This window comes from Mycolicibacterium aromaticivorans JS19b1 = JCM 16368 (assembly GCF_000559085.1).
GTDB lineage: Bacteria > Actinomycetota > Actinomycetes > Mycobacteriales > Mycobacteriaceae > Mycobacterium > Mycobacterium aromaticivorans.
Genome location: NZ_JALN02000002.1, coordinates 74401 through 86510, shown reverse-complemented (window position 1 = coordinate 86510; position 12110 = coordinate 74401). Strand labels below are relative to the sequence as shown.

General features: G+C 66.9%; 8 protein-coding genes and 4 pseudogenes. 7 read left to right on the top strand and 5 right to left on the bottom strand.

Annotated elements, in window-relative coordinates; all coding sequences use genetic code 11:
- Positions 1-13 precede the first annotated feature (13 nt).
- Positions 14-662: pseudogene (locus Y900_RS26745) on the top strand (transposase); the annotation flags it as partial.
- A 301-nt stretch (positions 663-963) separates the two neighbouring features.
- Positions 964-1227 (top strand): annotated as a pseudogene (locus tag Y900_RS31210) (cation efflux transmembrane domain-containing protein); the annotation flags it as partial.
- Here Y900_RS31210 and Y900_RS33780 read toward each other — a convergent pair.
- Positions 1213-1602: a low temperature requirement protein A gene (locus tag Y900_RS33780; RefSeq protein WP_420329843.1), complete on the bottom strand. Its 390-nt coding sequence runs from the start codon at positions 1600-1602 to the stop codon at positions 1213-1215. The pseudogene Y900_RS31210 and the gene Y900_RS33780 overlap by 15 nt on opposite strands.
- Positions 1603-1738: 136 nt before the next feature.
- Here Y900_RS33780 and Y900_RS26735 point away from each other — a divergent pair, with 136 nt between their 5' ends.
- From Y900_RS26735 to Y900_RS26720, 4 genes and pseudogenes are all read left to right on the top strand, one after another.
- Positions 1739-2773, top strand: a complete 1035-nt coding sequence (locus Y900_RS26735; RefSeq protein WP_036348230.1) for an iron ABC transporter substrate-binding protein — start codon at positions 1739-1741, stop codon at positions 2771-2773.
- Positions 2774-4342 (top strand): ABC transporter permease, encoded by a 1569-nt coding sequence (locus Y900_RS26730; protein ID WP_036348227.1) that lies wholly within the window; start codon positions 2774-2776, stop codon positions 4340-4342. It begins immediately after the preceding gene.
- Positions 4339-5436: an ABC transporter ATP-binding protein gene (locus Y900_RS26725; RefSeq protein WP_036348225.1), complete on the top strand. Its 1098-nt coding sequence runs from the start codon at positions 4339-4341 to the stop codon at positions 5434-5436. Before Y900_RS26730 ends, Y900_RS26725 begins: the two co-directional genes overlap by 4 nt.
- Positions 5433-7913, top strand: a pseudogene (locus Y900_RS26720) (AMP-binding protein); the annotation flags it as partial. The gene Y900_RS26725 and the pseudogene Y900_RS26720, both read left to right, overlap by 4 nt.
- Here Y900_RS26720 and Y900_RS33610 read toward each other — a convergent pair.
- Positions 7904-8071 (bottom strand): annotated as a pseudogene (locus Y900_RS33610) (RNA polymerase sigma factor SigI); the annotation flags it as partial. The pseudogenes Y900_RS26720 and Y900_RS33610 sit on opposite strands and share 10 nt — an antisense overlap.
- Positions 8072-8262: 191 nt before the next feature.
- Here Y900_RS33610 and Y900_RS33775 point away from each other — a divergent pair.
- The gene (locus tag Y900_RS33775; protein ID WP_157838283.1) at positions 8263-8463 is read left to right on the top strand and encodes a hypothetical protein; all 201 of its coding nucleotides are present in this window, start codon (positions 8263-8265) and stop codon (positions 8461-8463) included.
- A 53-nt stretch (positions 8464-8516) separates the two neighbouring features.
- Here Y900_RS33775 and ltrA read toward each other — a convergent pair whose 3' ends face one another.
- From ltrA to ctaE, 3 genes are all read right to left on the bottom strand, one after another.
- Complete coding sequence (gene ltrA / locus Y900_RS26710) at positions 8517-9860, bottom strand: group II intron reverse transcriptase/maturase (RefSeq protein WP_337588796.1); 1344 nt, start codon at positions 9858-9860, stop codon at positions 8517-8519.
- A 661-nt stretch (positions 9861-10521) separates the two neighbouring features.
- On the bottom strand, positions 10522-10770 hold the full coding sequence (locus tag Y900_RS32525; RefSeq protein ID WP_157838282.1) for a hypothetical protein: 249 nt from the start codon (positions 10768-10770) through the stop codon (positions 10522-10524).
- A gap of 547 nt (positions 10771-11317) precedes the next feature.
- Complete coding sequence (gene ctaE / locus Y900_RS26700; protein WP_036348220.1) at positions 11318-11911, bottom strand: aa3-type cytochrome oxidase subunit III; 594 nt, start codon at positions 11909-11911, stop codon at positions 11318-11320.
- Positions 11912-12110: the final 199 nt, after the last annotated feature.

Here is a 12110-nt window from a genome sequence, read left to right as displayed (position 1 = left end):
CCGCGAGTCGTTGATGTCCTCGGCGGGAGGGCTGTTAGTGAGGCAGACGCTTGCGCTGCTCAGGACTGGACAAAGCGCTCTCAGCGGCGTTAATGCCGTGCCGGGCGGATCGTGCGGTTCATGACCCGGGCAAGGTGCTGGCCGATCTGGCGATCGCGGTCGCCCTCGCGGGTGACCGCGCCGCCGATATCGCGGTGGTGCGCGCTCAGCCCGACCTGTTCGGGCAGGTGGCCTCCGATGCCACGGTGTCGCGGCTGATCACCACGTTGGCCGCCGACATCGATGCCGCCCTTGGCGCGATCCGGGCGGCCCGAGCCCAGGCCCGCCGGCGGGTGTGGGGGCGCGTCGGCGTCCGCTGGCCGGTGAGGTCGACATTCAGGTGATCCTCGATCTGGATGCCACCCTGGTCAGCGCACAGCGATCAGGAAGGCGCGGCGCCGACGTTCAAATATGGGTTCGGGTTTCATCCGATGCTGGCGTTCTGCGATCGCGGCGAGCAGGGGTCCGGCGAGGCGTTGGCGGCGATGCTGCGACCGGGCTCAGCGGGGTCCAACAGCGCTGCTGATCACATCGCGGTGCTCGACGCCGCCCTGGCCCAGCTGCCCGAAGACGCACGCGCCCGGGTGCTGGTGCGCACCGACACCGGCGGCGGGGTCAAGGAGAGCCTGCAAGCCCTCCTAGCCGTGGTCTCGAAAGGTGTTCTGAGCTGGCGATTTAACGTCATTCGACACCATCCGAAACCAAGTCGTGTCGCGGATTCACCGACCAAGCACCGACCACAGATCAGCGTTTGCTATCCGTTCTAGAGCTGCTCGGTGGTGGGGTCCGGCCCGACGGCGAGGCGACGAACCGGGCTGTGCTTTTACATCGCCTTTCGGACGCGACGCCGACGTGCCGTACTACCGATGGATATCAGTGGTTATCCGTAAGTATGTACGCCATTTTCATCAGATGAATCACAGAATCCACGCGGTCAAGATCAGCCTCCTCGCCTTGGGAGCGACGTCGATCGCCCAGTTGGTGATCGACGTGATCTCCGGGTCGGTCGCCCTGTTGGCCGACACCATCCACAACTTCTCCGAGGCACTGACCGCGATCCCGCTGTGGATTGCGATCGCGCTGGGCACCAAGGCCGCCACCCGGCTCTACACCTACGGCTACGGCCGTGCCGAAGACCTGGCCGGGCTGTTCGTGATCGCGATGATCACCCTCTCAGCCATCATCGCAGCGCCAGCCAGGATGATGACGCCGACCATCTGCAGCATCGTCGTGAGAGCCGGTACACCCCCATCGTCGGTGTCGTATGCCGAGGCGAAAGTAGGTGAAGTTGATCCAGGCCCAGCAGATCGCGAACGCCGAGAACGTGTAGCCGGCCAGTGCCGCGCCGATGTGGTGCTGGCTGAGCAGGTGTGCGAATTCCGACGCGGCCACGCCGAAGGCGACGGCTAAGGCCAGGTCGAACAGCAGCTCCCGCGGGCTGGCGACGCGGTTGCCTTCGTGTGGATCGCGCCCGGCATCCGGCGCAGCCGGCGCGCGGGCGCGGCCGGCGTGGGCGAGGCTGGCGTTGGACGATGCGGGTCGACTTCGTTCACCGGGGGACATCGTGTCGGGGAGATCGCAACGCGACAAGCGGGCGTACCCATCCCAGATCCAGGTAAGTCAGCCTAACCTCACCCGGTAGGGTCTATTAGGTAAACCTCAGCTAATAGTGTCGGGTGCGGCGCGGAAGGGACCACGCATGCGAGCTCTGTGGGACAGATTCGCGGGCAGAGCGATCGCGACCGTCGTCGTGGCCGTCGTATCGGTGGCCGGTGGTGTGACGGCGTGTTCGAGCTCCGACGGCGGCGACGAGCTGCTGGTGTACAACGCCCAGCATGAGTCGCTGACCAAAGAGTGGATCGATGCGTTCACCAAGGAGTCCGGCGTCAAGGTGAAGTACCGGCAGGGTGGCGACACCGACCTGGGCAACCAGATCATCGCCGAGGGCGACGCCTCGCCCGCCGACGTCTTCCTGACCGAGAACTCACCGGCGATGGCTGCCGTCGAACGTGCCGGGCTGTTCGCCGACATCGACGCCGAGACCGTCGCACAGGTGCCCGCGCAGTACCGCCCCGCCAACGGCAAGTGGACGGGAGTGGCCGCCCGGACCACGGTGTTCGTCTACAACAAGGACAAATTGCCCGTCGAGCAGCTCCCGAAATCGCTGATGGACCTGCAGGATCCGGCCTGGAAGGGCCGCTGGGGCGCCCCGCCGGTCAAGGCGGACTTTCAGGCCATCGTCGCCGCGCTCCTGGCGCTCAAGGGTGAGGCCGCGACCGCGCAGTGGCTGGCCGGAATGAAGACGAACGCGGTCACGTACTCGGACAACATCGCCACCCTCAAAGCGGTCAACGAGGGCCAGGTCGCCGGCGGGATCATCTACCACTACTACTGGTTCCGCGACCAGGCCAAGACCCGCGACATCAGCGCGAACACCGCCCTGCACTACTTCCGCAACCAGGACCCCGGCGCCTACGTCAGCCTCTCCGGCGGCGGGGTGCTGAAGTCGAGCAAGAAGCAGCAGCAGGCCCAGCAGTTCCTGCGGTTCGTGACCAGCAAGGCCGGCCAGGAGGTGCTGCAGAACGGCACGTCGTTCGAGTATCCGGTCGGCAGCGGGGTGCCGGCGAACGCGGCGTTGGCGCCGCTCGACCAACTGCAGGCACCGGCGGTGAACCCGTCGGACCTGGACTCGGCGAAGGTCGCCGACCTGATGACGAAGGCGGGGCTGCTCTAAGTGGTCGCCTCGGCGGAGTTACTGACGCGGTCGGCGGGCAGCGGATCGACGCGGCGCCCCGGGCCACTGGTGGCGGTCACGGTGACCGCATTGGTGGCACTGACCCTCATCCCGCTCGGCTACATCGCAGTCGCGGTGGCCTCGACCGGCTGGACCAGGGCCTACACGCTGCTGCTCCGTCCGCGCATCGGCGAACTGCTGTTGAACACCGCCGCACTGGTGGCGATCACGGTGCCGTTGTGCGCCGTGCTCGGCGTCGGCGCGGCGTGGCTGGTCGAGCGCACCGATGTGCCGGGTGGGCGCTGGTGGCGGCCGCTGTTCGTGGCGCCACTGGCGGTGCCCGCGTTCGTCAACAGTTACGCGTGGGTCAGCGTGCTCCCTACCCTGCACGGTCTGGGCGCGGGCGTGCTCGTCGCGACGCTGTCGTACTTCCCGTTCATCTATCTGCCGGTGACCGCCACGCTGCGCCGCCTCGACCCGGCGATCGAAGAGTCCGCGCGGGCGCTCGGCTCCGGCACCGCCGGTGCGTTCTTCCGTGCGGTGTTGCCGCAGCTGCGGCTGGCGATCCTCGGCGGTGCGCTGTTGATCGGCGTGCACCTACTGGCGGAGTACGGCGCGTTCGCCATGGTGCGCTTCGACACCTTCACCACCGCGATCTTCCAGCAGTTCCAGGCCACCTTCGACGGAGCGGCAGGCAGCATGCTGGCCGGAGTCCTTGTGCTGTGCTGCCTGGTGCTGCTGCTCGCCGAGGCGAGTGCTCGCGGCCGGGCCCGATTCGCCAGGGTCGGTTCGGGAGCGCCGCGGCCTGCTAGGCCTATTCCATTGCGGCGCAATCGATCTGCGGCGGTGCTCGGCCTCGGCGTGTTCGCCGTGCTGGCACTGGGGGTGCCGGTCTGGACCGTCCTGCGCTGGCTGTGGATCGGCGGAGTCCAGGTGTGGGCGGCGGCCGATATGGGCATGGCGCTGGCGCAGACCTTTGGGCTGGCGGCCGTCGCGGCCGTGGGGACGACGGTGCTGGCATTCCCGATCGCCTGGGTTACGGTGCGGACGACGGGCGCGCTGGCCAGGCTGGTGGAAGGCGCCAACTTCGTCACCAGTGCACTGCCGGGCATCGTGACGGCGCTGGCGTTGGTCACGGTGACGATCCGGTTGGCGCGGCCGCTCTATCAGACCCTCGTGCTGGTGCTCTGCGCGTACGTGCTGATGTTTCTGCCGCGCGCGCTGGTCAGCGTCCGGGCCGGACTCGCACAGGTCCCCCCTGGTCTGGAGGAGGCGTCGCGGTCGTTGGGCGTCACGCCGACGGGCACGTTCGCGAGGGTGACGCTGCGGCTGACGGCGCCCGCCGTCGCGTCGGGTATGGCGATGGTATTCGTCGCGGTGGCAACGGAATTGACCGCGACCCTGCTGCTCGCGCCGACCGGCACCAACACGTTGTCAATGCGCTTCTGGTCGCTGAGCAGCGAGTTGGACTACGCGGCGGCGGCGCCGTATGCCCTGGTGATGATCGTGCTGGCGTTACCGGTGACGCTCGTGCTGCTGCGGCAGTCAGTGAAGGCGGCCGGGGCATGACGGAAACCCTGGACAGCGGCGCGCTGCACGTGCGTGGCCTGGTGAAATCCTTCGCCGGCCACACCGTGCTCGACGGTGTCGACCTCACGGTGGCGCCGGGGGGTATCACCGCAGTGGTCGGCGCCTCTGGGTGCGGCAAGACCACACTGTTGCGGTTGATCGCCGGCTTCGAGGTGCCCGATGCGGGCACGGTGTCGATCGCGGATCGACTGATGGCGAGTCCGGACGCCGCCGTCGCCGCGCACCGCCGCGGTATCGGCTACGTCGCGCAGGACGGCGCGCTGTTCCCGCACCTGACCGTCGGACAGAACATCGCCTACGGCCTGCGTGGCGGTCTGCGGACCCCGCGGGTGCGGCAGCGGGTTGCGGAACTTCTCGACACCGTGTCGCTGGACCGCTCCCTAACGCCGCGGCGCCCGGATGAGTTGTCCGGCGGTCAACAGCAACGGGTCGCACTGGCGCGGGCACTGGCCCGGCGCCCGGTGCTGATGCTGCTCGACGAACCGTTCAGCTCGCTCGACACCGGGCTGCGCGCGGCCACCCGCAGGGCGGTGGCGGCCGCACTGACCGACGCGGGCGTGACGACGGTGTTGGTCACCCACGACCAGGAGGAGGCGCTCTCGGTCGCGGATCAAGTGGCCGTCATGCGTGCCGGCCGATTTACCCAGGTAGGTCCGCCGATGCAGGTGTACTCCGCACCCCGCGACCGGTTCACCGCCGAGTTCCTCGGCGGCTGCGTGTTCTTGGCTGCCTGGGTGGCTGGCGGCGTTGCCGATTGCGCGCTCGGCCGCATTCCGGTCGCACACGCCGCCGCGGCGCGCGCGGACGGTCCGGCGACGATCATGCTGCGGCCCGAACAGCTTGCCGCGAAGGTGATTTCGGACGGCGATCCCGAGGGCGAACAGCGCACCGGTATCGGCACCGTCGTTGCGGCCGAGTTCCTCGGCGCCGACGTTCTCCTCACCATCGACCTCGGCGGCGACAGCGCGCCGATTACCGCGCGGCAGACCAGCATCGACCCGCCCGGCGTGCACGCGAAGGTGCGGATCAAGGTGGTCGGGCGCGCGGTGGTCTTCGAGCCGGTGGGCCGATGAGCGGGCTCATCGACATCCTAGCCGGCCACGGCGGGCGCCTGGCAGTGGCGACGGAGACCGAGGAACTGAGTTACGCCGTACTGGCCGACCGGGTCGCGGCCGCGTCGGCGCTCTTCGGTGACGTCCGGCGGCTGGTGCTCGTGGAGACGCGCAACCAGCTCGCCACCCTCGTCCCGTATCTCGGGGCGCTGGCGGGTGGCCATGTCGTGTTGCCCGCCACCCCCGGCCGGCCCGCCGCCCAACTGGTCGACGCCTACGACCCCGACGTCGTCGTCACCGCGAGCGGGGCCGTGCAGGTGCGGCGCCGTGGCGGCGGTCACGATCTGCACCCCGATCTGGCGATGTTGCTCAGTACCTCGGGCAGCACCGGGTCACCGAAACTGGTCAGGCTCTCCAGACGCAATCTCATCTCGAATGCCGGTGCCATCGCGCAGTATCTCGATCTCAGCGAAAATGACCGGGCGGCAACAACGTTGCAGATGTCGTACTGCTACGGGCTGTCGGTGATCCACAGCCACCTGCTGGCCGGCGCGGGACTGCTCCTGACCGACAGATCGGTGGTGGACCGCGACTTCTGGGAGTCGTTCGCCCGGCTGCGCGGCACCGGGTTCGCCGGTGTGCCGTATACCTTCGAGCTGCTCGACCACGTCGGCTTCGACATCATGGACTTACCGCACCTGCGCTACGTCACCCAGGCGGGCGGCCGGTTGGCCGCGCACCATGTGCAGCGGTACGCCCGGCTGGGCGCCCGCCGCGGCTGGCGCCTCTTCGTGATGTACGGCGCGACGGAGGCCACCGCGCGGATGGCCTATCTGCCCCCCGAACTGGCACTGTCCCATCCTGATTCGATCGGACACCCCATTCCGGGTGGCAGTTTCACCCTGGATCGGATCGACGGCTGGGAGCACGCGGGAAGCCGCGCCGACTCCGATGTGGGCGAGCTGGTTTATCACGGGCCCAACGTCATGCTCGGTTACGCGCATTCGACGGCGGACCTGGCGCTGGGCCGCACGGTCGACGCCGTGCGTACTGGTGATATCGCCACCCGCGACGCGAACGGCCTCTACCGGATCGTCGGCCGCCGCAGTCGCTTCGTCAAGATCTACGGGCTGCGGATCGACCTGCAGCGCACCGAATCCGCACTGGCCGAGCGCGGCGTGTCGGGCTGGTGTACCGATGACGACGAGCGTCTGGTGGTCGCGATTCCCGCTGCCGGGCAGCATGATCCTCACACGGTGCGCCGTCTCGCCGCGGAAGCTAGCGGGCTTCCGGTCGGCGCGGTCGCCGTGTTCGCCGCCGCCGAACCTCCGCTGCTGCCCTGCGGTAAGCCGGACTACCCGGCGATGCGATCCGCCGCCAGACTGGTGGACCCGCCGCCACCCGAACCCGTCCAGCACGCCGACATGGCCGGCCTGTTCGCCGAGGTACTGCATCTCGAGCCCGGAATGGTCGGCCCGGACAGCACTTTCGTCGGGCTGGGCGGGTCGTCGTTGTCGTACGTGGCGATGTCCGTTCGGCTGGAGCGTGCGCTCGGTGGGCTTCCACCGGACTGGCACAAGACGCCCGTGCACCGACTGGCGCAGCTCGGGCTGCGGGCCGAACGGCCCCGGCGGTGGCTGGCCGCAACGCTGGAGAGCAGCGTCGCGCTGCGCGCGGTGGCGATCGTGCTCATCGTCGGCTCGCATGCCGGGCTCTTCGAGATGTGGGGCGGCGCCCACATCCTGCTCGGCATCGCCGGCTACAACTTCGGCCGCTTCTGCCTGACCCCGCTGCCACGCGCCGAGCGGATGCGCCATCTGCGGGCGACGATCGTGTGGATCGCGATCCCGTCGATCGTGTGGGTCGCGGTCGCGCTGATCATCACCGACGACTACCACCTGTCGAATCTGCTGCTGGCCAACAAGATCCTCGGACCGCACGACAGCATGACAGCGGGCCGGTTGTGGTTCGTCGAAGTGCTGGTCTACGTCCTGATCGGGTTGACCCTGCTGTGCGCGTTACCGATCGTCGACCGCGCCGAACGGCGCTATCCGTTCGCGCTGGCCGTTGCCGTGCTGGCCGGCGCGCTGGGCGTGCGCTACGACATCCTCGGCTTCGGGCTGGGCCGGGACACGTGGTTCACGTTCACTGCGTTCTGGTTCTTCGCGGCGGGCTGGGCTGCGACCAAGGCGTCGTGCGGGAGGCAACGCGCGGCGGTGACCGCTGCGCTCCTGGTCGGCATTCACGGTTATTTCGGCAACACCCATCGCGAGGCGCTCGTGATGGCCGGCCTGACGCTGCTCATCTGGTTGCCGGCCGTCCGCTGCCCGACCGCCCTCGCGGCGGGCGCGGGAGTCATCGCCGAGTCCTCGCTCTATACGTATCTGACGCACTTTCAGGTGTATCCATTGTTCGGCGGCGTCCCGCTGATCGGGGTCGCCGCGTCGATCGCAGTCGGGGCGCTGCTCACCTGGCTCGTGCGGGCATCGCGCAACCGCGCCGCCGGGTGGGCCGTCGCCTCGATCTTCACCACCAGGCCATCGCGAATCGTGAGCACGATGACGGCGAACAGTACGCGGCCGGTAAAGCCGAGCAGTACCGGCTCGCCCGCCGGACTGCTGACCAGGGTCGTGCCCGGCCCGAGATAGCGGAGCAGCGGGCGCGATGCCGTCCGGACCGTGGTTGACCTGGAGGTCGAGACCTGCAGCAGGCGTGCCATTCGGGTGATCGCGGTGTTCGCGCACTCTGCGGCCATCAGCTCGAACCGGTCTACTTCGGTTGGCTGGCGGCAAAGTACGCCGAGGCTGAAGTGTGAATAGGTGGTGACTCGACCCGGCGACCCTACCCATGTTCGACCAGCTGCGCGATCCACGCCGAATCGACTACATCCGTTTTACGGCCGGGCACATTCTTGAGGTGCTGGGCGTTGAGCAGCCACACCTGCTCGATGCGGTCCTCCAACAGGTAGAAGTGAAGTCGGCCCGAGGCGCGGTTCCGGTCTTTCGACCGGCCCGTTTCCTCGGACCGCTTCCCGCACCCGCCGTGTGACTTTCACCGCAACGGGCGCTCCACAAGTCCCGCTGGAATCATGGTGTGTCGACTCATCCCGTGGCGGGCCAGGGAGTCGGAATCGCTGTGCCCCGGTACCGGTACCGCGTGGTGCGTACCTTCGCCGGGTTGAACAGCGTTCTTTCCTCCGTGCCCGGCCACCAGCCACCACCGCAGAAGCGGCGGCGCAGATCCTTCACGGTGATCCGGCGGTGTTTTCGGCGCAACCATCTGATGACCCGCGCCCACGCATAGGCGCTGACATATTTGAAGGTCGCACTCGACACCCCCGGCCGGAAGTAGGCGCACCAGCCCCGCAGCATCCAATTGAGTCGGATGAGAAGGGCATCGAGCGGCTGGCCCGTGTCCATTCGTCGGCACAACGTCTTCACCTTGCCGATCACCGCCTTGACAGACTTTCGTGCCGGGTAGGTGTAGACGTAGTGCCGATCGGTGCCTCGTTTGCGGTGACGCTGGATGCGCCACCCCAAAAAGTCGAGACCGTCGTCGATGTGGGTGATCAGGGTCTTCTCCGGCGACAGCCGCAATCCCATCGTGGACAGGACGGCCGCCGCCTCCTCCCGCAGCCTCTCGGCGTCGGCCCGGGTGCCCGAAATCATCAGGCACCAATCGTCTGCATAACGGATCAATCTGTAGTTAGGCTGACCTCCAGACCGTCGCCGCGTCCGTTGATAAGACGTGGTAGCGGGGCCTCCCGACCCACGGGCGATGTGCTCGTCCAGGACGGAGAGAGCCACGTTACTGAGCAGCGGCGAGAGGATCGACCCCTGTGGGGTGCCGGCGTTGTTCTCCCGTAAGACGCGGTCCTCACCGAGGATGCCCGCCTTGAGGAACGCCTTGACCAGGCCCAGGACCCCCTTGTCCCCGATACGATCCCGCACCCGATCCAGAAGGGCGGAATGTGAGATCTCATCGAAGCAGGCTTTGATGTCGCCCTCGACGATCCACTCATAGGAGTGGGACGCCAGGAAACGCACCTCGGCCACCGCGTCATGAGCCCGCCGGTTCGGACGGAACCCGTAGGAACACGGCAGGAAATCCGCCTCGAAAATCGGCTCCAACACCAGTTTCAACGATGCTTGCACTACCCGGTCGGTGATCGTGGCGATTCCCAGACGACGCAACTTGCCGCTCGCCTTGGGAATCATCCGCTCCCGCACCGGAAGTGGACGGAAGCTGCGGTCCTTCAGCGAACCCCGCAGCTCGTCGAGAAACTTCTCGACACCCGTGGACTGTGCGATGGACGACGTAGTACGACCGTCGATCCCCGCTGTCCGAGCACCCTTGTTACCCCGTACCCGATCCCACGCAATGAGAAGGAACGCGGGATCGACAACAAGGACTGAACAGATCATCGAACCTGCGATGAGGATCATCACCGGCCCAACGGTGCAGTTTGGTCTGGATCTGCAGTACCCGGCGCTCCGCCTCGAACAAGGCGTACTCCAGCTCGTCGGTATTCACCGGCGAAACCTCCTGATATTCCAGTTCTTCCACTGCCGACTTGCTCGCCCCCTTCGCCATGCACGTGCCTCTCGCACGCTCGGACTACTACGAGGCCTCCGCCCCATCCCGCGGCCGTCGGTCGGCAACGGACCTGCCCACCGTCGGGCTGGATGTCCGACGGGAGGGCGACCACGGATGGTTCCCACGTTCACCAGAGATCGATCGATGAGGGAGGCGCCCGCCTTTACTCCGACAGCATCGCCACGACTACGCCGCAGGCTTTCGCCGTGACCTCCCCACCGGACCGATGCAACCGGCTTCGGAGTAGGCCGCCCCGCCGAAACGAGACAGCCCCGCACTGCACACCGGCCCATATCCGTCAGGTTTGAGCCAGCACTGGACTTACGGAGCGTCAGACAGCGGTTCCTCACGTACGCCTTCTCATCACTGCTTGCCGGACCCGGGCTATCTGACAGTGCCAACCCGTCCCGTACTTTGTCGGAGGCTGCTCCCGCCTTCCCCGGCGTTCCCCGGATCAGACTGCCTCCCAGCTTCACCGGCCAGCTGCGACTGACCAGCAGCGCGGGTCTTTCACCCCCACTCGATCTCGAGCGCCTCGTGGCGCACCACCGGCTTCCAATACACCCCAGTTGATTCCAGCCCCACGCGGATAACCTCATGCGCAATGAGCCGGTCGTCCACGGCGATGAGTTCGCCGGTATCGGTGCCGAACGTCCTTGTCTCACTGCCACGTTGACTTCCCCGCGGAAACCGCACGGTCGCAACGACTGTGTCGCGATGCACGTCCAGACCCGCGCAATACTGCACCACCTCATCCACTACCAACCTCCCACTCGCACCCACCCAGGACAGGGTGACTGCCGGAAGAAGGTCGTCGATCTAAGGAGTCTGAAGTTCGCGCTCACCGGCAGCACAACCGGGTGCCCACAACCCTCCGCGCCATACTTTTTTCCGGGCTCACGGGCACCAAGCGACGTCGGCGTCAGCCCGGCAGTCACCGCCACCTGCATCAACCCGCGCGACACACCGCCGCAACACCACCGAACGCAACCGGGCGCGGATTCTCATCTCATCGGGTGGGCCCGCCTGGGCGGGCGCATGAGTACTTTTTTCAGGAACGCGATGTCCTTCTCCTGCTCGGCGACCCGGCAACGGCGCCTGCCAGGATCCATAGCGCGGGGCTCGAGCCTTCGGGTTGTTGCTCGGTGTGGGTGTCGTCGTACGAGTGTGTCGGCGGCGTCGGGATATCAGTGCTTTCAGCGGCCGGGGTCGACGTCGACCCCACGGGCGGCGGTTCTGTGGCGACCTACGCCGCCGCGGGTGAGGTAAGCCCGACAACGGCGGCGGCAACGCGGCGTTGCCTCCGTCACCGTACGAAGTAGATCGTTGCAAAGAGTGCGATCCAAACGATGTCCACGAAGTGCCAGTAGTAGGAGACGACGATGGCGGCCGTCGCCTGGGCGGGGGTGAACTTGCTCATGCGCGTGCGCATGAGCAGCAGGATGAAGGCGACTAGGCCGCCAATGACGTGCAATCCGTGAAAGCCCGTGGTCAGGTAGAAGACCGATCCGTATGCGCTGCTGGAGATGGTGGTTCCCTCATGCACCAGGTTGATGTACTCGTAGCCCTGGCCGAGCACGAAGAGAAACCCCATGACGAAGGTGACGACGTACCACCGGCGCAGGCCGAACACGTCGCCGCGTTCGGCGGCGAAGACACCCATCTGGCAGGTGAATGACGACGCGATGAGTACCAATGTCACTGGCACTGCGAGCGCGAGGTTCAGCTCGGTGGGGGGCGGCGGCCACTCGTCGGCCTGGGCGCGAGCGGTGAAGTACATCGCGAACAGGCCGGCGAAGAACATCAGCTCACTGGACAGCCACACGATCGTCCCGACGGAGACCATGTTTGGTCGATTGAGTGAGTGAACCCGGGCCGTGATGGCGGTTCCGCTTGTCATGTCGTCCCTCGAAGGCAAGTCCGCAGGTGATCTACTGAGTCGCTGCCTACTATTGCACATAGTATTTGGCTGTTTGTCTCGACGTCAGTCCTGTTGGCCGGGCCAGTGTGCCTTCGACTCCGTGATGCGTTGCGCTAGTTTGTACTTGCATTGCTTCGAGCGGGATCTCGCACTTGCGGACGGCGATGCACCGTCGCAG

What these genes read in the sequence shown, in the direction of transcription:
- Y900_RS26735 (WP_036348230.1), top strand. Translation starts at nt 1,739, where the DNA reads ATGCGAGCTCTGTGGGACAGATTCGCGGGCAGAGCGATCGCGACCGTC.
- Y900_RS26725 (WP_036348225.1), top strand. Translation starts at nt 4,339, where the DNA reads ATGACGGAAACCCTGGACAGCGGCGCGCTGCACGTGCGTGGCCTGGTG.
- ltrA (WP_337588796.1), bottom strand. Translation starts at nt 9,860, where the DNA reads ATGATCCTCATCGCAGGTTCGATGATCTGTTCAGTCCTTGTTGTCGAT.
- ctaE (WP_036348220.1), bottom strand. Translation starts at nt 11,911, where the DNA reads ATGACAAGCGGAACCGCCATCACGGCCCGGGTTCACTCACTCAATCGA.
- Y900_RS33775 (WP_157838283.1), top strand. Translation starts at nt 8,263, where the DNA reads ATGTTCGACCAGCTGCGCGATCCACGCCGAATCGACTACATCCGTTTT.
- Y900_RS33780 (WP_420329843.1), bottom strand. Translation starts at nt 1,602, where the DNA reads ATGTCCCCCGGTGAACGAAGTCGACCCGCATCGTCCAACGCCAGCCTC.